Here is an 18872-nt window from a genome sequence, read left to right on the forward strand (position 1 = left end):
GTCAGGAGAACCAGGTGGGGAAGTCTAGGCGGAAGGGTTCGGTGTCGGTCATGGTGCGGAGGGTGGACTCGAAGTCGGAGAGGCGGGTGGGGCCGAGTTTTTCGGACCATTCGGTGCGGAGGGCGTCGAAGATTTCGGCGGAGGTGCGTAGGGCGTCCGCGCCTAGGGGGGTCAGGTGGACGGTGCGGGCTCGGGCGTCGGCGGGGTCGGGGACTCGGGTGAGGTAGCCGAGGCGTTCCAGGGAGTCGACGGTCTTGGCCGCCGCCTGTTTGGTGACGCCGAGGCGGCGGCCTAGTTCGGCGGTGCTGCATCCGCCGGGGCCTACGGCCTGGAAGACGAAACCGTGCATGGGGCGCATGTCGGGGTGGCCGCGGTCGGCGATCCGCGTGTGCAGTTCGTCGATGATGGCGCGGAAGGCCAGCAGGAGGCGGATCGGGAGTTCGAAGCCGGGCGGATCGCTTGACATAAAAGACAACCTGGTTGACTATATGGACAACTTAGATGTCTATCTTAGGGGTGTGCCCATGAAGATCGTGCGTTCCTCGGAAGTCCGGCGGACCAGCACGCCCGCCGCGACCATGACCACCCTCGCGTCCCCGACGCTGGGCGGGGCGGCCACCTCCGTCTGGAGGGTGGACGTCGCGCCGGACGCGCCCGAAGGCCCCCTGCATGTCATCGACGCCGAGCAGGTGTGGACCTTCCTCTCCGGCGGGGCGACCGTCGAGGTCGGCGGGCGCGCCGAGGCCCTCGGGGCGGGCGACACCGTGGTGATCCCCGCCGACGCCGTCCGGCAGGTGCGCGGAGACCGCGCGACGGGCTTCGCCGCCCTCGTGACCGCCCCGGCCGGCGCGGGCGCGGGCCTGGCGGGGGCCGCGGACCTCCAGACGCCGCCGTGGATCACCTGACGCCGTCGCCGGACGCGGGATCGCCGTCGTGGCAAGGGCTGCGGCGGCGGCCCCGTGAACTGTCGGTGGCCCTGGGTAAGGTCCTGGCGACGGCAGGGACGCCTGGGGAGAGGACCACGAAGATGCGCATAAAGCCGTTCCTGATGTTCGAAGGGCGGGCCGAGGAGGCGATGACGTTCTACGTCTCGCTGTTCCCGGACGCCGAGATCATGCGGATAGCCCGGTACGGGGCTGAGGGGCCGGGGCCTGAGGGCTCGGTCTTCCAGGCGGTGTTCCGGATCGCCGATCAGGAGGTCATGTGCATCGACAGCCACGCGCACCACGAGTTCACCTTCACCCCATCGTGGTCCCTGTACGTCGAGTGCGATTCGGCGGAGGAGGTCAACCGGCTCGGGTCGGCGCTCGAAGTCGACGGCATGGCGCTGATGCCCGTCGGCTCCTACGGGTTCAGTGAGCGGTTCGCCTGGGTGGCCGATCGCTTCGGGATCTCCTGGCAGCTCAACTACCAGGGGGATGTCGCGCCCGCGCCCTGATGCACTTACCGGCTGCCCGCCTCCCGCCGACCCCGCGAACCGAACCCGATCCGCCACCGGATCGCGCTGCCACCCACCCGAGTCCCTCGCCGAGGGGTTCGGGCCGCGGGGCGTGCACGGTCGCCGTCCGCACCGCGATCCGGACCGCCTCGACGGCTTCGGCGCGAAGGTCCTTGCCAAGGTCTGTCGCCACCGTCGGAAGGCCGCGTCGGCGGGTGCGGAGCCGCTCAGGCGACGTGGAAGCCGCCCCGGTCGGCCGCGCCCGCGCTGAACTCGGCGAGGGCGCGCACCTCGCCGAGCAGCCCGTCGGGCGCGCCGTCCACGTAGCTGAGGTACTCGGAGACGAGGTGGTCGGCCTTCACACCGTCGAGCAGTTCGGCGATCACTCGGCACTCCCGCGGCGTGACGTGCCAGCGGTCATTGGAGGAGAACTTGTGCATCTCGACGACGCACTCGGGCCCCGCGTGGGAGACGGCGAGCCGCAGCACCTCCCGCACATCGGTCATGACATATCCCGGAATATCCATCCCGGCCCCGTCCTCAACGCGAGAAAAGTAGTAACCCATCCGCCCTCCGATCTCCTCGTCCAACGAGAGGGATCCTCGGGGACGGCCCCATCCCCCCGACAGGGACCGGTGTCCCGCCCGAGTCCTGCCCGCACCCCGCCCGGCACAGACGCGACCAGGACGGCCGAGCCGGACGGTGCTCGGCAGAGCTGGACCCACCACGTCGCCCGCGCGAAGGAGCTCGCCCCGGGGCCGCCGCCGAACAGGCCGGGATCCCGGGGAGCCCAGACGGTCATCGAGGCTGATCCCGCCTCCGGCCGGCGTTCTCGGGCTCGGACGTCCACGAGGTGAGGATGCGCAGGGCGTCGTGGGAGGAGCTGCCCGCTTCGGCGGTCAGGATCATCAGGCGCTGCCCGGACCCGTCGTTGCCGCCCCAGGTGTCGCAGTCGAGGGTGAGGTCGCCGACCAGGGGGTGGCGGTAGTGCTTGGTGCCGTAGGTGGCGCTGTTGACCCAGTGCTCGGCCCACCAGGTGCGGAAGTCGGGGTCCTGGACGGACAATTCGCCGACGAGCCGGACGAGGTCGGGGTCGTCGGGGTCGGCCGCGGCCTCCATGCGCAGCGCGGCGACGGCCTCCCGGGCGTCGTGATCCCAGTCCCGATGCATCCGCCGGACGTCCGGGTGGGTGAACAGCAGCCGCAGGTAATTGCGCCGGTCGGGCGGGAGGGCGGCGAAGTCGGTGTAGAGGGCCGAGGCCGCGGCATTCCAGGCGAGGACGTCCAGGCGTCTGCCCAGGACGAGCGCGGGGGTCTCGGTGAGCTGGTCGAGCAGGCGCCGCATCGCCGGACGCAGCCGCTGGGCGGGCCGGCGGCGGCGCGGACGGGCGTCGGTCCGGCCGGCGAGCTCGTACAGGTAGGTCTGCTGGTCGTCGTCGAGGCGCAGGGCGCGGGCCAGGGTGGCGAGGACGGGCGCGGACGCACGGACCCGGCCCTGCTCCAGACGCGTGTAGTAGTCCACGCTGATGGCGGCGAGGAGGGCGACCTCCTCTCTGCGCAGCCCTGCCACTCTTCGGGCGGAGTCGCTTTCGGGAAGCCCGCACTCGTGCGGTGCCAGCTGGGCCCGGCACGCCTTGAGGAAGGCTCCCAGCGCCCGGGAATCGGGATCTGACGTCATGCCCTCAGTGTGAGTCACACCGCGACCGAAAAGCCGCATCGGTGAGGGGGCACGTTCTTTCCCAGGCAGAAACCCGGCTCTCCCGCTCGTCCGGAGGCGGGCCGAAAGTGGGGGTGTGCCCATCGGGGTGAGGGCCGCGAGGTCCGCAGCCCGGGCCGCGACACGTCGTCACCGTCTCAAGGAGAGTGCCTCATGGCCAGGACCACCGTCAGCTTCGACAGCGCCGGCATCACGATCGCCGCCCACCTGCACACCCCGGATGCCCCGGCGACGGGTCCGCGGCCCGCCCTCGTGGTCGGGCACCCCGGCACCGGCGTGAAGGAGCAGACCTCCGGCACCTACGCGCAGCGGATGGCCGAACGCGGGTTCGTCGCCCTCGCCTTCGACGCGGCTTACCAGGGCGAGTCCGGCGGCCTGCCGCGCGGTCTGGAGGACCCGGCCCAGCGGGTCGAGGACTTCAAGGCCGCCGTCTCCTACCTCACCACCCTCGACGAAGTCGACGCCGACCGGATCGGCCTGCTGGGCATCTGCGCCTCCGGCGGCTACTCGCTGGCCGCCACCGGCGGCGACCACCGCGTCAAGGCCGTCGGCACGGTGTCCACCGCCGAGCCCGCCCGCCAGTTCCGGCTCGGCGCCGACGGCACCCAGGATCCGGCCGTCTACCAGGCGCTCCTGGACGCCGCGGCGGCCGCCCGCACCGCCGCGGCCCGAGGCGAGGACCCGGGCGCGATGACCATGTTCCCCGCGACCGCCGAGCAGGCCCGCGAACTCGGCGGAGAGCACGGCTTCGAAGGCTTCGAGTACTACTGCACCCCGCGCGGCGGGCACGAACGCTCCGCGAAGACCCTCGCCTGGGAGAGCATCGACAGGATGTCCCTCCATGACGCCTTCGCCGCCGTCCCGCTGATCGGCCCCCGCCCCATCCTCCAGATCATCGGGGAGCGCGCCGTCACCGCCTGGATGGCCGTCGAAGCCCACCAGCGCGCCACCGGACCGAAGGCGATCCACTGGATCAAGGGTGCCAGCCACGTCGACCTCTACGACAAGAAGGAGTACATCGACCCGGCCGTCGACGCGCTCGCCGACTTCTTCGCCGCCCACCTCGCCACAGGCTGACGAGCGTCGGGAAGCCGGGTCGGGGTGCGCGCGACGAGCGCTCACCCCCCGCTCGGCCGCACAGCGGGTGCGGCTGCCGACGCTAAGGCCGCGGCGGGGCGTAGCCGGGAGGAGCGGGCGGGGCCGAGGAGGGAGCGTGGCCGGGCACGGCGGGTGGCGCGTAGGCCGCGGGCGCGGGGCCGGGCGCGTAGGCGGGGGCGGGTGGGTGGAACGGGGGCGGGGCGAGGACCGGGTGGAAGGCGGAGCCCGCGGGGAGGTAGGGGTGGGCGGGGAGGGCGGGTTCTTCGGGGATGTGCTGGCCGGTGCGGTGCAGGTGGTCCAGGCGGCGGGCCTTGCGGACGGCCAGGCGGCGCTCCTCGCGGGCGCGGCGTTCGGCGAGGACCGCCGTCAGGAGGAGCTCCGGGGGGTTGCCGGGGGGTGGGGGCGGCGACAGGAGGGGGGCGAAGCGGGCCATGAGGGAGGCGCCCATGGTGACGCGGACGTCCGGGAGGAGCTCCCAGTAGCGCAGAAGGTACTGGCGGGCGCTGAGGGCGAGGTCGTCGGAGATCTGCGAGAGCTCCAGCGAGGACGCCCACGCGGCGAGGTGCGGCGGCATCAGCGCGGGCGGCGGGAGCGCCGCGGTCGCTGCGGTGCGGTCCTGGATGACGAGGGTGCCCGCGAAGATGTCGCCGAGGCGGCGGCCCTGCCGGTTGAACAGCGAGCAGATCAGCGCGGGCGCGCCGAGGAACATGATGAACTCGACGAACCCGGTGAGCGCCCGCATGAGCGCCTGCCGGAAGCGGACGACACCGCCGTCCTCGGCGACGACCCGCAGGCCGAGCGCCATCTTCCCGATGGACTTTCCGCGCGACAGCGTCTCGGAGATCGCCGGATATCCGACGAGCGTGCCGACGGTGACGAGAATGGTCAGCCCCACGACGACCGCCTCGTCGGCGAGCAGCACGGCGAACTGGACGACCTGCATCAGCGTGGCCATCATCGCGAACATGATCGCCAGGTCGAGCAGCAGCGCCGCCGCGCGGCTGGCCAGGCGGGCGGGCCGCAGGTCGAGGGCGACCGCCTCGCCGGTGACGAGTTCTGCCGAGGTGACCGTCATGGTGCCCAGTATGCCGGGCTCGCCGGGCCGGTAGATTCGCCGCTGTGGATGTCGACGCCTACGCTGCCGCGCACAACGCCGAATGGCTCCGGCTGGAGAAGCTCATCAACAACGCCGGCAAGCTCCGCGGCGCCGAGATCGACGAACTCGTCGAGCTGTACCAGAGGGCCGCGACGCACCTGTCGGTCGTCCGGTCCTCTTCGCCCGACCCGGTCCTCATCGGCCGGCTGACCTCGCTCGTCGCGCGCGGCAGGGCCGCCGTCTCGGGGGCGCGGGCGCCGTTGTGGCGCGATGCCGCCCGGCTCATCACGGTGTCGTTCCCCGGCACCGTCTACCGGCAGCGCTGGTGGTGGCTGGGCTGCGCCCTGTTCGGCAACCTGATGGCCCTGGCCGTCGCGCTGTGGGTGGCGGGCGACCCGCGCGTGCAGGACACGCTCGGCACTCCGTACGACATCCAGCAACTCGTCGAGCACGACTTCGCGAACTACTACACCGAGCACGAGGCCGGCGCGTTCGCGTTCCAGGTGTGGGTGAACAACGCGTGGGTGTCGGCGCAGGCGATCGCGTTCGGGATCCTGCTCGGCATCCCGACCCTGTACGTGCTGGCGATGAACCAGCTCAACCTGGGCGTCACCGGCGGGCTGATGGCCGCGCACGGCAAGACCGACATCTTCTTCGGCCTGATCCTGCCGCACGGCCTGCTGGAGCTGACCGCCGTCTACGTGGCGTGCGGGGTCGGCCTGCGGCTCGGCTGGACGATCATCGACCCGGGGCAGCGGCCGCGCGGCAGGGCGCTGGCCGAGGAGGGCCGCGCCGCGATGAGTGTGGTGCTCGGGCTGGTGGGCGTGCTCCTGGTCTCCGGCGCCATCGAGGGTTTCGTGACCGGCTGGGTGCATACGACGTGGCTGCGCGTCAGCATCGGGGTCGTGGCCGAGGCGGCCTTCCTCGCCTACGTCTGGTACTTCGGGCGCAAGGCCGTCGCGGCCGGCGACACCGGTGACGCCGTCGACGTCCCCGACACCGCCCCGGCGTCCGCCTGAGGGCGTCCCCGGAGGTCCCCGGGGACGCCCTCAGACCGCGCTCACCGGGCGCCGACGCCCCGCGGGAGCGGCCGGAGTCAGGTGATCTCCAGCAGCTTCTCGCGGACCGCGTAGACGACGGCTTCCATCCGGGAGTGGAGCTGGAGCTTCTCCAGGATGTTCCGGATGTGGTTCTTGACGGTGTTCTCGGAGATGAAGAGCTCCTTGGCGATCTCCCGGTTGCCGAGACCGCGGGCGACGAGGCGGAGGACCTCCATCTCCCGGTCGGTCAGCCGCGGCGCGGGGACCTGCTGCTGGCGCTCCTCGGACCGTCGGGCCAGCGAGGTGAACTCGCTGATCAGCTTCGAGGCCATGGACGGGCTGATCAGGGACTGCCCGCCGTGCACGGCCCGGACGGCCTGCGGCACCTCGTCGATGGCTATCTCCTTCAGCAGATAGCCGCTGGCCCCGGCCTTGAGCGCCTCGAAGAGATCCTCCTCCTCGTCGCTGATCGTCAGCATGACGATCTTCGCGCTCGGCACCGCCTCCTTGATGGCGACGCAGGCCTCGATACCGCCGCGGCGCGGCATCCTGATGTCCATCAGGATCACGTCGGGCAGCAGGTCGCGCGCCTTGTCGACGGCTTCCAGCCCGTCTCCGCCCTCGCCGACCACTTCGATCCCGGCCTCGCCGGTCAGGACCATCTCCAGACCCCGGCGGAACAGGGCGTGGTCGTCCACGATCAGGACTCGGATCGGATCGGTGCGAGGTTCGGGGATCTCGCTCACTCTTCCTCCCCCATATGGGATACCTAGATCATGGCATGCGAGGGCGGGTGACGGGTTGTTAACGCCGCATCACTCGTCAATGAGACGGATGACGCCGTAGTCCCAACCCCTCCTGCGGTAGACGACGCTGGGCAGGCCGCTCTCCCTGTCAGAGAACAGGAAGAAGTCGTGGCCGACAAGTTCCATTTCGTAGAGAGCCTGGTCGATGTGCATCGGCTCGGCCTTGTGGGTCTTCTCCCGGACGACGACGGGGCAGTCCCCGTCCTTGTCGATGGTGACGAGCTGCTCTTCCAGGTCGGGCCGCTCGAAGCCGTCGGGCCTGCGGTCGGACACCGCGACGCCGGTCGCGGCGGCGACCCGGGCGAGCCCGGCTCGGGCGGGCGCCGGAGCGGGGACGGGCTCCGGGGTGGGCGGCAGGGTGGAAGGCATCGCCTCCATGCCGTTCATCTTGGCCGGGGTGCGGGCGCCGTAGTGGGTCTTGCGCCGGTCGGAGACCCGCCGCAGGCGGGAGTCCAGCTTGTCCAGGGCCATGTCGAGCGCTCCGTAGCGGTCGTCGGACGCCGCCTCGGCCCGGATCACCGGACCCTTGGAGTGGAGGGTGAGCTCGACGCGCTCCTTCTGGCCCGCCATCCTCGGGTTGCGCTCGGAGCTCACCTCGACGTCGACTCGGATGATCTTGGAGTCGAGCTTCTCCAGCTTGGCGAGTTTGCTGTCGACGTGCCGCTTGAAGCGGTCGTTCACGTCGGTGCGTCGGCCCTTCACGATGATGTCCACGTAGGGACCCCCCTTCTCATAGAGATAACGGACAGTCCGGAATTCGAAGTTCCAGATGTTTCCGTTGGTGGAGGAGCACCCGCCCGGCCGACCTGGTCTTCGACCCCACAATCGCCTGCTGAGAGGTTCGCAGCCCATGCCACTACTGCTCTTCTCCCGTAACGGCGGATATCTGATCCGCCGGCGAGGCAGGACTTACTTCTAAGCCGCACCGTGATCACTCGACAAAAAGTCGGCTTACGTGGACCGCTTCGCCTGCGACTGGCATCGGCTAGCTCGGTACGCCGTCCCCCTGGGGGGACGAGCCCACCGGCGCAACCACGGACCCGGGCGGGTGCCATGTCAGAACGCTAGCCCCTTCAGGCCCGAATGTCATCGGGGAGGAACGCGGCAAATCTCACCTACGGTGATCGACTTCGCGGGCGGAGCGCCCTGGTGCAGGGGTTGGGGCACAGGTCACGGCCTTGTGGCGCGCCGGTGAGTTTCCCCGATTCTTAGGATTTCCCTAACCACGCGTTACCTTTTGTGGTGATTCTCCCGTTGAGGGCGCTGGTGAGAAGGACGGCGCCTTCAACCCGTGCGCCCGCTTCCGTGAGCGCGCGGAACGCCTCGCGCAGGGACGCCCCGGTGGTCACCACGTCGTCGACCAGCAGGACCCGCGCGCCCGCGACGGCGGGCACGGCCCGCAGCGCCCCGCGGAGGTTCCGCCTCCGCTCCGCATGCCCCAGCCCGCCCTGGTCGGCGGTGCCCGCTCTGCGGGTCAGCGCCGCCACCGCCCGCGCGGGCCTGCCCCGCTCCCGCAACGCGTCCGCCGCGGCCTCCGCGAGCTCCCCCATGGCGTCCCGCCCCCTCCTGCGCACGGCACGCCGTCCCGAAGGCACCGGCACCACCCAGACCTCTCGCTCGTCCCCCGGAGCACCCCCGCGGCCGACGTCCGGCGGGCGGGTGCCGGGGGACGGGCCGGGGACGAGGGCCGCGTCGGCGGCCAGGCGGGCCAGGGCGGAGCCGAGAGGGGCCGCCAGAAGGGCCCTGCCGCGTTCCTTGTGCGCGATGACCAGGCGGCGCAGGACGCCGTCGTGCTCGCCCAGCGCCCAGACGGGCGGGGCGGCGCGGGCGCGCTCGGCCCGGGTGAAGACCGGGACGGGAAGGCCCGCCGAGCCCAGGGACGCGGCGCAGCCGGCGCACAGGACGCCTCCGGGGGCGCGGCAGGCCGTGCAGCACGGCGGCAGCAGCAGATCCACCAGCGCGGGCAGGACCCCGAGCCCGCCGGCGACGCCGGGGACCGCTAGGGCGCAGAGGCCGGCCAGGCACACGAGGCCGAGCAGGCCGGGAAGATCGGCGCCGGACACACCGAGGAGCCCGGACGGCAGGGCGACGAGCGAGAAGAGGGCGAGGGAGACGAGAACGGCGAGCACACGTGAGATGACCATGCGCACATGATCCGTCGCCGTGAGCCCCCGAATCGGGCCCCGCCCGCATCTGTGGATAACTTTTCTCGGCCCGCCGCACGCGCCCCGCTGCACCCAACCCCCAGGGGGCGACCTGCCTAGCGCGCTGGTCTCAGCCCGGATAGGTGGGGGAGGAGCCGACGATGTCGCAGTCCCAGGTGCTGAACCGGGGTTCCTCGTTGGGGGACTGGACGCAGGTCGTGGGCCCGGTGCGCTCCTTGGACTCGACGCCCAGCAGGATCTCCTCGCCGGGAGCCGCGCTGATGCTGACCGGGGTCCCCTCGAAGCTGCCGCCCACGGGGCTGATCGCGCCGCCGCTGATGGGCACCTCGTAGGGCAGGACGCTGCTCGACGGCTCGGACTTGCCCAGCACCGCGAGGGTGTCGGCGTCGCGCCAGGCCAGGTCGACGAGGTTGGACAGCTCCGCGTTGATCGGGTGGAACTCGTCGAGTGCGTAACCCGTGGCGGTCGGCGCGATCCGCGCGATCTGGATCTCGGTCTTGGCCGCGCCGGACACGAGCGCGGCGACCCGGACCCCGTCGTGCGCGACGCGCAGCGCCTTGATCTGCCCCCCGACACTCGGCAAGGGCACCTGAACGGCCTTGACGGCGCCGGGGGCGCGCAGCCACAGCGTCGAGGCAAGTCCCTTGTTCTGCACGATCCACAGGTAGCCGTGCCGGTCCCAGGACGGCCTCAACAGGGTCGCGCCCTGTTCGGCCTTGAGCACCTCCGAGACCTTGCCCGTCGAGGAGTCCCCGACGAGGAGGGACTTGCCCGAGATGGCCGCGAACTCGCGCCCGTCGAGTGCGACGGCGGGCTCCCGGAAGGTCCGCTTCTGGAGCGACGGGATGGGCATCGGCTGCTTGCCCTGGAGCATGGACAGGTGTCCGGTCTCGTCGAGCAGGAACTTGCTGGCGGCGACCTCGTCGAAGGGCGCGTCCGGTCCGAGGGGCTGCCACCGCTTGAGGGTCTGCACCTCCATGCCGTCGCTGGTGCGCTGGGTCCTGCCGTCGATCTGGAGCCGCAGCGACTGGACCTCGGTGAGCTGGCCGAGGGTCCACATGAGCTGCGCCGACATCCGGTCGACGTCGCCGGAGGCCGCGTCGGCGCTCAGGTTGACGGTGACGACGTCGTCGTCCTCCAGCCTGACCTTCCCGCCGAGGAGCCGGGTGCCGGGCGGGAACGAGGAGATGACGGCGTCCCGCAGCCACGGCGTCGTCTGGCTGAGCAGCGACTTGACGAGCTGGCTGGGCAGGTCCGAGCGGTTGAGCTGCGGCAGGAAGACCGCGTCGGGGACGAGGCTCTTGCCGTCGGGCGCGAGGTAGTACAGGTTCGTGGTGCGGAACGCGCGGTCGACGTCGCTGCGTTTCAGGACGAGTTCGACGGACGCGGTCGGCGCATACGAGATGCGCCATTCACCCGACTTGTTCTTCCGCAGGGTGAAGGTCACCTCATGGGCGTGCTGCGCCGCCGCGAGGTACTGCCCGGAAGGCGTGATCTGCCCGATCTGGTCGCCGATGATCTGGACCAGGGCCAGGTCGCCGCGCTCCGACACCGAGATGGGCCCCTGGAAGGCCTCGTCGTCGAGCACGTTGACGTTCGGGCGGACCGCGGTGTCGAACTCGACGTTCTCGGCGAGGTACGAGCGGAAGGCGGCCCGGTCGTTGTCGAAGTTGGCCATGGCGACCAGGTAGCCCTCGACGACGTCGACGGGGGTCCAGCCCTGCTTCGGCCGGGTCGGTTCGATCCGGACGTACGGCTCGTCGAACGGCTCGGTGCGGGCCTCGTTGGTGTGCGTGTACACGCGGCCGCCGGTGGGCAGCGACGCGCAGCCCGCCAGCAGGGCGAGCCCGGCGAGGCCCGCGGTGAGGGGCCGTAGGAGGCGGGTCATTCGGCGGCCTCCAGGTCGGTGATGATCGTCCGGTTCAGCTCGACCTCGGCCGGCACCAGCGGCAGCGGGGAGCCGCGCAGCTCGGTCCCGGCGGTGCGCGGCAGCGACAGCCGGAACTGCGATCCGACGCCGGGCTCGCCCCACGCCTGGAGCCAGCCGCCGTGCAGTTGCGCGTCTTCGCGGGAGATCGACAGGCCGAGACCGGTGCCGCCGATGGTCCTGGCCCGCGACGGGTCGGCCCGCCAGAACCGGTCGAAGACCTGCTGGGCGTCGCCCGGCCGCAGGCCCGTGCCGTGGTCGCGGACGGCCAGTGCCACGGCGTCGCGGTCGGCCGCGACGGTGACGACGATGTCGCCGCCCTCCCCGTGCTCGACCGCGTTGAACAGCAGGTTGCGCAGGATGCGGGCGACGCGGCGGCGGTCCACGTCGGCCATGCAGGCTTCGCCCGGCAGCTTCAGCACGATCTTGCTGCCGCGCCGCTCGGCCACGTCCTCGACGTCGCCGACGGCGTTGAGCACCAGTTCGCGGACGTCCAGAGACTCCGCGTCGAGGGTGGCCGCGCCGGCGTCGTGGCGGGAGATCTCCAGAAGGTCCGAGAGCAGGGACTCGAAGCGCTCCATCTGGCTCTGCAGCAGCTCGGTGGAGCGGCTCACCCCGGCCTGGAAGTCCTCGCGGTGCTCGTAGAGCATGTCCGCGGCGATCTTCATGGTGGTGAGCGGCGTGCGCAGCTCGTGCGAGACGTCGGAGACGAACTGGCGCTGCACCTGGGAGAGGGTCTCCAGCTCGTAGATCTTCTCCTGGAGCGTCTCGGCCATGTCGTTGAAGGACCGGCCGAGCTTGGCCAGGTCGTCCTCGCCGCGGACCTTCATCCGCTCTTCGAGCCGTCCTGCCGCGAGGCGCTCGGCCGACTGCGCGGCGAGCCGGACCGGGATGACGATCTGGCGGGTCACGACCGAGGCGATCGCGGCGAGCAGCAGCGCGAGCGCGACCCCGACGCCGACGAGGGTGCGCTGGACGATGCTGATCGTCTTCTGCTCCTGGTCGAGCGGGAACAGGTAGTACAGCTCGTAGGGCCCGTCCTTGCCGCCGATGATCAGCGCGGGCTCGGGGTCGTGGTACTGCCGGGACAGCTCGCCGATCGTCCAGACCTTGTCGCCTTCGGCGGCCTCGCCGAGCGAGGCGGCCAGACGACGGGGGATGCTCGCGGGGTCGAGGTCGTTGGTCGGCACGCCGCCGCTGGTGACGACACGGACGTCGCGGAGGTAGACCTCGTACAGGCCGGAAGGGCCGCTGCGCGCGGCGAGCTCCTTGGCGACCTTCTCGGCGACGCTCCCGTCGGCCGGGGTGCGCTTGAGGATGCCCAGGCCCTCGTTGAGCTGCTGGGAGGCGGCCTCGGCCTTGCCGTCCAGCAGCGCGGTGGTGATCTGCTGCATCAGGAAGACGCCGAGCACCACCGCGACGATCGTGGAGATGAGCAGGGTGGAGGTGACCACCCGCACCTGGATGGAGCGCCGCCAGCGGACGTAGGAGCGCCGCCAGATGCCGGCGACGATGCGCCGCAGGGTGGTCTTCATGGGGGGTGGTCCTCCGGGGGAGGCTAGGCGGGCCCGGCCTTGTAACCCACGCCTCGCACGGTCACGACGATCTCGGGCCGCTCGGGGTCCTTCTCGATCTTGGCGCGCAGCCGCTGGACGTGGACGTTCACGAGCCGGGTGTCGGCCGCGTGGCGGTAGCCCCAGACCTGCTCCAGCAGCACCTCGCGGGTGAAGACCTGGCGCGGCTTGCGGGCCAGGGCGACGAGGAGGTCGAACTCCAGCGGGGTGAGCGGGATGTGCTTGTCGCCGCGCTTGACCGAGTGGCCCGCCACGTCGATCGCGATGTCGCCGATCTGGAGGGTCTCGGGCGCGGGCTCGTCGGTGCGGCGCAGCCGGGCGCGGACGCGGGCCACCAGCTCCTTGGGCTTGAACGGCTTGACGACGTAGTCGTCGGCGCCGGACTCCAGGCCGAGGACCACGTCCACGGTGTCGCTCTTGGCCGTCAGCATGACGATCGGGACACCGGACTCGGCACGGATCTGCCGGCACACGTCGATGCCGTCGGCTCCGGGCAGCATGAGGTCCAGCAGGACAAGGTCGGGCCGCGCCTCCCGGAACGCCTCAAGAGCCTTGTCCCCGTCATGGACGAAGAACGGCTCGAAGCCTTCGCCGCGCAGGACGATGCCGAGCATCTCCGCGAGCGCCAGGTCGTCGTCGACGACCAGTACACGTCCCCTCATGAGCCCTCTCAAGCAGTTCTTCAAGGAGGCCGAGCCGCCGTCGCGCCGCCACCGGATGCCAGGTGAGCCACAGGTTACCCGCGTTTTACCGGTCGCAGTGCCGCTAATCACCGAAAGCCCGACGATCTGGCCACGAGACCGGTACTCTGCGTTCCGATTCGCCTACAACGAGCGATATTTGCGGGGAATCGGGGAGGGGTGGATTTGGCGATCTCGTGGATATAGGGACACGTGGCAGGATGGCCCCCGTGCGATGCGACCGGGCCGAACTGCTCGGCGGGGAGATCCCGCTGCGGCCGCTCAGCGCGGCCGAAATGCTGGACGCCGCCCTCGCCCTGCTGCGGCGCTCTCCACGTGCGGTGCTCGGACCCGCGCTCGCGGTGGTGGCGGTCGTCCAGGTCGGGGTGACCCTGGTGGGCTATTTCCTCGCCGGCGGCGACGCGACGGGCGAGGTGACCCCCGGCGTCCTGCTCCGCTCGTTCGGGTCCCAGTTCATCGCGGCGGTCGCGGGCGGCGTCGTCGCGTCGGTCGCGGTACTGGTGCTGGCCGGGGTCTACGGGCCGGCGATCGCCCGGGGCTACTTCGGGCTCAAGATCACGCCGGGCGTGCTGTGGCGCGACACGCGGCCGCATCTGGTCCGCCTCCTCGCGGTCTCCTGCCTCGTCGCGTTCGGCTCGCTGGCCGCGGGCGGCCTGCTGCTCGTCCCGTTCGTGCTGCTGGCCGTCGCCGACGGCCCGGCCGCCGCGGGGATCCTCTTCGGAGTGCTCGGCTTCCCCGCCGCGTGCGCGGTGGCCGTCTGGGTCTACACGCTGGGCGTCCTCGCGGCGCCCGCCCTGGTGCTGGAGCGCCGCGGGATCCGGTCCGCGCTGTCCAGGGCGCGCCGGCTGGTGCGCGGCCAGTGGTGGAAGACGTTCCTGGTCCTGCTGCTCACCGCGATCATCGTCTTCTTCATGGGAAGCGCTCTGCGGCTGCCGTTCGTGGCCGCCGAGTTCCTGTTCTTCGGCGAGGACGCGCAAGGCTGGGCGGCGGCCGCGGCGCTGGCCCTGGACACGGCCGGGCGGATCTGCGGCGCCGCGATCACCACGCCGTTCCACGCGGGCGTCGTCGCCCTCCTCTACCTCGACCGGCGCCACCGCAGGGAAGGCCTCGACCTGGAGATCCAGCAGCAGGGCGAAGTGCCCGACGAGGATCCGCTGGCGCCCTGGGCGGTGCCCGCGTGAGCGCCGCCGAGCCCGTGACGCGGGAGCAGGCGCGCGAGCTCGCCGAACGCGAGCTGGAGAAGGCGGTCTACCACCGGGACCGGCCGTCGTTCCTCGACAAGATGCTCGACCAGATCCGCGAGTGGCTGGAGAAGGTCCTGCCGGACGTGCCCTCACCGGGCGCCGGGCACGGCGACGGCGGGCTGACGATGGTGATCCTCGTGGTCCTCGCCGCCGTCGTCATCGCCGCGGTGCTGTGGTGGATGCGCGGCCGCGGCAACCCGTCGGGCGCCAAGAAGGCCCTGCTGGACGACGTTCCGACGCGCGCGGCCGACCACAGGTCCGACGCCGAGAGGATGGCCGCCGAAGGGCGCTATGCCGAGGCGATCCGGGAAAGGCTGCGCGCGATAGCGCGCGACCTGGAGGAACGCGCGATCCTCCTGCCCAGGCCCGGCCGCACCGCCTTGGAGCTCGCCGTCGAGGCGTCCGACGCCCTGCCCGTGGACCTCATGCCGGGGGCGCGCGTCTTCGACGACGTCTGGTACGGCGACCGTCCGGGCACCCCGGAGGGCTATGCCCTGCTCGTCGCCTTGGACGACGCCGTGCGCGCGGCCAAGCCCCGGCCCCTGGAGGCGGTGTGACGGCCGCCGTCGAGGTGGAGAGCGCGGGACAGGTCGCGGGGCGACGGTTCAAGAAGTGGCGAGGGATCGCGGGCGCCCTTGCGGCGGTGGCCGTCCTCGCCGTTCTCCTCGCCGTCCTGCGGCCCGCGCAGACCAGCGGCCACCTCGACCCCGAGGACGTCACGGACGTCGGGAGCAGGGCCCTCGCGGAGATCGTCCGGGAGCACGGCACCGAGGTGACCGTCGTGCGGTCGGCGGCGGAGGCCGCGACCAGGACGGCCGCCGACGGGCTGCTCGTGGTGACCCGCGACGAGCGGCTGACCGCGGACGATCTCGACCTCCTCGCCGGATCCCGGGCGCCGCTGCTGCTCGTCCAGCCGGTCCCGGAGGTGCTGGAGGCGCTGGCCCCGGGCGTCGAGGAGACCACGACGGCCCCGGGAGGCGCGGTCGAGCCCGGCTGCCCGCTCGCCGCGGCCGCCGGAGCCGTCGACTTCGGGACGGCCCACGTCTACTCGGCGCCGTCCGGCGCCGCCGCCTGCTACCGGGACGGGGAGTTCGCTCGCCTCGTCAGCGTGCGGGGCGCGCACGCGGTGACGGTCATGGGCTCCGGCCTGCCCCTCACCAACGGGGCCCTGGCCGAAGGCGGCAACGCGGCCCTCGGCATGAACCTCCTGGACGTGCCGGGCGGCGTCTACTGGCTGGTCACGCCCCTTCCCGGGGAAGACGAGGACATCGTCGGCCAGGAGTCCTTCTTCGATCTCGTCCCACCGGGCGTACGGCTGTTCTTCTGGCAGCTCGCCATCGCCGTCGTCCTTCTGGCGCTGTGGCGGGCCCGGAGGCTGGGCCCCGTGGTGATGGAACGGCTGCCCGTCGTGGTGCGTTCGGCGGAGGCCGTCGAAGGCAGGGCGCGGCTCTACCGGGCCGCCCACGCCCGCGACAGGGCGGCGCTGGCCCTGCGCGGTGCGGCGCGGGAGCGGCTCGTCCCGCTGCTCGGGCTGCCGCGCAGCGCCGCCGGAGATCCCGGAAGGGCCGCGGAGGTGAGCGCGCTGGTGGCCGCGCGCAGCGGCATCGAGGAGCAGACCGCGCGCTGGGCGCTGTACGGTCCTGACCCGGCGGACGATCGGGAACTCCTTCACCTGACCGACCTTTTGGACGAACTCGAGAGACGGGTGCGATGAGCGACGAGACTGTGCTGGACACGGCATTCCCGGGCACGGGCGGCGCGGGCAGCACGGGCGCGGCCGACGCGCGGCGGGCCCTGGCCGCGCTGCGCGGCGAGGTGGCCAAGGCCGTCGTCGGCCAGGACGCGGTGGTCACCGGCCTGGCGATCGCCCTGCTGTGCCGGGGCCACGTGCTGCTCGAAGGCGTCCCCGGCGTCGCCAAGACGCTGCTCGTGCGCACCCTCTCCCGCGCGCTGGACCTCGAGTTCAAGCGGGTGCAGTTCACCCCCGACCTGATGCCCGGCGACGTCACGGGCTCGCTGATCTTCGACGCGCGCACCTCGGAGTTCGAGTTCCGGCACGGCCCGGTCTTCGCCAACCTCCTGCTCGCCGACGAGATCAACCGGACGCCCCCCAAGACCCAGGCCTCCCTTCTGGAGGCGATGGAGGAGCGCCAGGTCTCGGTGGACGGCACGTCGTACGCGCTGCCCGACCCGTTCGTGGTCTGCGCGACCCAGAACCCGATCGAGTACGAGGGCACCTACCCACTGCCCGAGGCGCAGCTCGACCGCTTCCTGCTCAAGCTGACGGTCCCGCTGCCCACCCGCGAGGAGGAGATCGGCGTCGTGCAGCGGCACGCGCTCGGCTTCGACCCGCGCGACCTGTCCCAGATCAACGCGGTCGCGGGGATCCGGGAGCTGAGCGCGGGCCGCGAGGCGGTGCGCACCCTCCACGTCGATCCGAAGATCATCGCCTATGTGGTGGACCTGTGCCGGGCGACCCGGGAGTCGCCGTCGCTCCAACTCGGGGCCTCCCCGCGCGGGGCGACCGCGCTGCTGAACACCGCGCGGGCCTGGGCGTGGCTGTCGGGCCGCGACTACGTGACGCCCGACGACGTCAAGGCGCTGGCCCGGCCGACACTCCGGCACCGGGTCCAGCTCAGGCCGGAGGCCGAACTCGAAGGCGCGACCGCGGACGGCGTCCTCGAAGGCGTCCTGGCCACCGTCCCCACGCCCCGGTAATGGCGCTCACGGGACGGCTGGCGCTGCTGGCCCTGGCCGCTTGCGCGCTCCCCCTGCTCTTCCCCCACGGCTGGGTCGTCCTGGCGGTCGTGGTGGTGCTCGCCTTGGCGGTCGCCGTCGACCTCGCCCTTGCGGGCAACGTACGCGGCCTCGGCCTGCACCGGACGGGCGACACCGCGATCCGGCTCGGGGAGACCGGACAGGTGGGGCTGATCGTGGAGAACCCCGGCACACGGCGGGTGCGCGCGGTCGTCCGCGACGCCTGGCCGCCCAGCGCGGGGGCCTCGCCGCGGACCGCCGAGCTCGACCTGCCGCCGGGCGAGCGGCGCCGCATCGACCTCACCCTCACCCCGACGAGGCGGGGGGACCGCTCGCCGGCGTCGGTGACGATCCGCTCCAGGGGACCGCTCGGGCTCGCCGCACGCCAGCTCACCCGGCCCTCGCCCTGGACGGTCCGGGTACTGCCGGGCTTCCCCTCGCGCAGGCACCTGCCGGCGAAGCTGCGCAGGCTGCGCGAGCTGACGGGCCAGCAGGTGGCCCTCATCCGGGGCCAGGGCACCGAGTTCGACTCCCTGCGCGAGTACGTCGCGGGCGACGACGTCCGCTCGATCGACTGGCGGGCGACGGCCCGGCGCGGCGACGTCGTGGTGCGGACGTGGAGGCCCGAGCGGGACCGGCGGATCTTCCTCATCCTCGACACCGGGCGGACCTCGGCGGGCCGGGTGGGGGACATCCCCCGCCTCGACTGCTCCATGGACGCCGCCCTGCTGCTGGGCGCCCTGGCCTCCCGGGCGGGCGACCGCGTCGACCTCCTCGCCTACGACCGCGCCGTACGCGCGCGGGTGGAAGGCGTCTCGCGCACCGATCTCCTGCCCGCCATGGTCCGCGCGATGGCCCCGCTGGAGCCCGCGCTGATCGAGTCGGACGCCGCGGGCATGGTCTCGGCGCTGCTCGCCGGGTCGCGCCAGCGCTCCCTGGTGGTCCTGCTCACAGAGCTGAACACCGCGGCGATGGAGGAGGGGCTGATCCCTCTGCTGCCCCGGCTCACCGCCCGCCACCTCGTGCTGGTGGCCGCGGTCACCGACCCGAGGGTCGGCGAGATGGCCGCCGCGCGCGGAGACCTCGCCGCCGTCTACGACGCCGCGGCGGCCGAACGCGCGATGGCCGAACGCCGCAGACTCACCGCCGAACTCCGCGGCTACGGCGTCGAGGTCGTCGACGCGGGCCCCGACCAGATCGCCCCCGCCCTGGCCGACGCCTACCTCGCGCTCAAGGCCGCCGGGCGGCTGTGATCAGCACGCGGTCCGGTGATCTCTGACCGCAAGCGGCCACCTTCGGGAAACCTCGTG

At 72.2% G+C, this 18872-nt stretch carries 19 protein-coding genes; 9 read left to right on the plus strand and 10 right to left on the minus strand.

The features are described 5' to 3' along the window. Position 1: 1 nt before the first annotated feature. Positions 2-466 (minus strand): MarR family winged helix-turn-helix transcriptional regulator, encoded by a 465-nt coding sequence (locus tag ACYVOM_RS27465; protein ID WP_460306408.1) that lies wholly within the window; start codon positions 464-466, stop codon positions 2-4. A 58-nt stretch (positions 467-524) separates the two neighbouring features. Between ACYVOM_RS27465 and ACYVOM_RS27470 the strand changes: the two genes are divergently transcribed. Both ACYVOM_RS27470 and ACYVOM_RS27475 read left to right on the plus strand, forming a co-directional pair. Further along, positions 525-905, plus strand: coding sequence for a cupin domain-containing protein (locus tag ACYVOM_RS27470; protein WP_460306409.1), 381 nt, complete (start codon positions 525-527; stop codon positions 903-905). A gap of 122 nt (positions 906-1027) precedes the next feature. Next, on the plus strand, positions 1028-1438 hold the full coding sequence (locus ACYVOM_RS27475) for a VOC family protein (protein ID WP_460306410.1): 411 nt from the start codon (positions 1028-1030) through the stop codon (positions 1436-1438). 227 nt (positions 1439-1665) lie between these two features. Here the strand turns inward: ACYVOM_RS27475 and ACYVOM_RS27480 are convergent, their stop codons facing one another. Together ACYVOM_RS27480 and ACYVOM_RS27485 are read right to left on the minus strand one after the other, a co-directional pair. After that, positions 1666-1944, minus strand: a complete 279-nt coding sequence (locus tag ACYVOM_RS27480) for a hypothetical protein (RefSeq protein WP_460306411.1) — start codon at positions 1942-1944, stop codon at positions 1666-1668. 292 nt (positions 1945-2236) lie between these two features. Then, entirely contained in the window at positions 2237-3115 is an 879-nt protein-coding gene (locus ACYVOM_RS27485; RefSeq protein WP_460306412.1) for a helix-turn-helix domain-containing protein, read from the minus strand. Positions 3116-3307: 192 nt separating this feature from the next. Here ACYVOM_RS27485 and ACYVOM_RS27490 point away from each other — a divergent pair, with 192 nt between their 5' ends. Further along, positions 3308-4231 carry an alpha/beta hydrolase gene (locus tag ACYVOM_RS27490; RefSeq protein WP_460306413.1) on the plus strand — a complete coding sequence of 308 codons (924 nt, stop codon included), beginning with the start codon at positions 3308-3310 and terminating at the stop codon, positions 4229-4231. Positions 4232-4313: 82 nt separating this feature from the next. On the opposite strand, the gene ACYVOM_RS27495 is transcribed toward ACYVOM_RS27490, so the two are convergent. Beyond that, positions 4314-5327, minus strand: a complete 1014-nt coding sequence (locus tag ACYVOM_RS27495) for an RDD family protein (RefSeq protein ID WP_460306414.1) — start codon at positions 5325-5327, stop codon at positions 4314-4316. Positions 5328-5371: 44 nt separating this feature from the next. Here ACYVOM_RS27495 and ACYVOM_RS27500 point away from each other — a divergent pair, with 44 nt between their 5' ends. Continuing rightward, a complete protein-coding gene (locus tag ACYVOM_RS27500; RefSeq protein WP_460306415.1) occupies positions 5372-6367 on the plus strand; it encodes a stage II sporulation protein M in 996 nt (331 codons plus the stop codon). A gap of 77 nt (positions 6368-6444) precedes the next feature. Here ACYVOM_RS27500 and ACYVOM_RS27505 read toward each other — a convergent pair whose 3' ends face one another. From ACYVOM_RS27505 to mtrA, 6 genes are all read right to left on the minus strand, one after another. Continuing rightward, entirely contained in the window at positions 6445-7134 is a 690-nt protein-coding gene (locus ACYVOM_RS27505) for a response regulator (RefSeq protein ID WP_460306416.1), read from the minus strand. A 69-nt stretch (positions 7135-7203) separates the two neighbouring features. Then, positions 7204-7908, minus strand: coding sequence for a ribosome hibernation-promoting factor, HPF/YfiA family (gene hpf, locus ACYVOM_RS27510; protein WP_460306417.1), 705 nt, complete (start codon positions 7906-7908; stop codon positions 7204-7206). A gap of 494 nt (positions 7909-8402) precedes the next feature. Beyond that, complete coding sequence (locus tag ACYVOM_RS27515; RefSeq protein ID WP_460306418.1) at positions 8403-9338, minus strand: ComF family protein; 936 nt, start codon at positions 9336-9338, stop codon at positions 8403-8405. Between the two features lie 130 nt (positions 9339-9468). Beyond that, positions 9469-11247, minus strand: a complete 1779-nt coding sequence (locus tag ACYVOM_RS27520; protein ID WP_460306419.1) for an LpqB family beta-propeller domain-containing protein — start codon at positions 11245-11247, stop codon at positions 9469-9471. Continuing rightward, complete coding sequence (gene mtrB / locus ACYVOM_RS27525) at positions 11244-12821, minus strand: MtrAB system histidine kinase MtrB (RefSeq protein ID WP_460306420.1); 1578 nt, start codon at positions 12819-12821, stop codon at positions 11244-11246. The genes ACYVOM_RS27520 and mtrB overlap by 4 nt, the downstream gene beginning before the upstream one ends. Positions 12822-12844: 23 nt before the next feature. After that, positions 12845-13522, minus strand: coding sequence for an MtrAB system response regulator MtrA (mtrA, locus tag ACYVOM_RS27530; RefSeq protein ID WP_460306421.1), 678 nt, complete (start codon positions 13520-13522; stop codon positions 12845-12847). Between the two features lie 248 nt (positions 13523-13770). On the opposite strand from mtrA, the gene ACYVOM_RS27535 reads away from it, so the two are divergent. From ACYVOM_RS27535 to ACYVOM_RS27555, 5 genes are read left to right on the plus strand one after another with little or no spacing between them, the layout of a single operon-like run. After that, complete coding sequence (locus tag ACYVOM_RS27535) at positions 13771-14742, plus strand: hypothetical protein (RefSeq protein ID WP_460306422.1); 972 nt, start codon at positions 13771-13773, stop codon at positions 14740-14742. Then, positions 14739-15362, plus strand: a complete 624-nt coding sequence (locus ACYVOM_RS27540) for a DUF4129 domain-containing protein (protein WP_460306423.1) — start codon at positions 14739-14741, stop codon at positions 15360-15362. The genes ACYVOM_RS27535 and ACYVOM_RS27540 overlap by 4 nt, the downstream gene beginning before the upstream one ends. Beyond that, positions 15359-16519, plus strand: a complete 1161-nt coding sequence (locus ACYVOM_RS27545; RefSeq protein ID WP_460306424.1) for a DUF4350 domain-containing protein — start codon at positions 15359-15361, stop codon at positions 16517-16519. Before ACYVOM_RS27540 ends, ACYVOM_RS27545 begins: the two co-directional genes overlap by 4 nt. Continuing rightward, positions 16516-17523 (plus strand): AAA family ATPase, encoded by a 1008-nt coding sequence (locus ACYVOM_RS27550; RefSeq protein ID WP_460306425.1) that lies wholly within the window; start codon positions 16516-16518, stop codon positions 17521-17523. Before ACYVOM_RS27545 ends, ACYVOM_RS27550 begins: the two co-directional genes overlap by 4 nt. Continuing rightward, a complete protein-coding gene (locus ACYVOM_RS27555) occupies positions 17523-18815 on the plus strand; it encodes a DUF58 domain-containing protein (protein ID WP_460306426.1) in 1293 nt (430 codons plus the stop codon). The genes ACYVOM_RS27550 and ACYVOM_RS27555 overlap by 1 nt, the downstream gene beginning before the upstream one ends. Positions 18816-18872 lie beyond the last annotated feature (57 nt).

The organism is Actinocorallia aurea (assembly GCF_054783995.1).

Coding starts and splice junctions, on each gene's coding strand:
- ACYVOM_RS27465 (WP_460306408.1), bottom strand. CDS start 466: ATGTCAAGCGATCCGCCCGGCTTCGAACTCCCGATCCGCCTCCTGCTG.
- ACYVOM_RS27470 (WP_460306409.1), top strand. CDS start 525: ATGAAGATCGTGCGTTCCTCGGAAGTCCGGCGGACCAGCACGCCCGCC.
- ACYVOM_RS27475 (WP_460306410.1), top strand. CDS start 1,028: ATGCGCATAAAGCCGTTCCTGATGTTCGAAGGGCGGGCCGAGGAGGCG.
- ACYVOM_RS27480 (WP_460306411.1), bottom strand. CDS start 1,944: ATGACCGATGTGCGGGAGGTGCTGCGGCTCGCCGTCTCCCACGCGGGG.
- ACYVOM_RS27485 (WP_460306412.1), bottom strand. CDS start 3,115: ATGACGTCAGATCCCGATTCCCGGGCGCTGGGAGCCTTCCTCAAGGCG.
- ACYVOM_RS27490 (WP_460306413.1), top strand. CDS start 3,308: ATGGCCAGGACCACCGTCAGCTTCGACAGCGCCGGCATCACGATCGCC.
- ACYVOM_RS27495 (WP_460306414.1), bottom strand. CDS start 5,327: ATGACGGTCACCTCGGCAGAACTCGTCACCGGCGAGGCGGTCGCCCTC.
- ACYVOM_RS27515 (WP_460306418.1), bottom strand. CDS start 9,338: ATGGTCATCTCACGTGTGCTCGCCGTTCTCGTCTCCCTCGCCCTCTTC.
- ACYVOM_RS27520 (WP_460306419.1), bottom strand. CDS start 11,247: ATGACCCGCCTCCTACGGCCCCTCACCGCGGGCCTCGCCGGGCTCGCC.
- mtrB (WP_460306420.1), bottom strand. CDS start 12,821: ATGAAGACCACCCTGCGGCGCATCGTCGCCGGCATCTGGCGGCGCTCC.
- mtrA (WP_460306421.1), bottom strand. CDS start 13,522: ATGAGGGGACGTGTACTGGTCGTCGACGACGACCTGGCGCTCGCGGAG.
- ACYVOM_RS27550 (WP_460306425.1), top strand. CDS start 16,516: ATGAGCGACGAGACTGTGCTGGACACGGCATTCCCGGGCACGGGCGGC.
- ACYVOM_RS27555 (WP_460306426.1), top strand. CDS start 17,523: ATGGCGCTCACGGGACGGCTGGCGCTGCTGGCCCTGGCCGCTTGCGCG.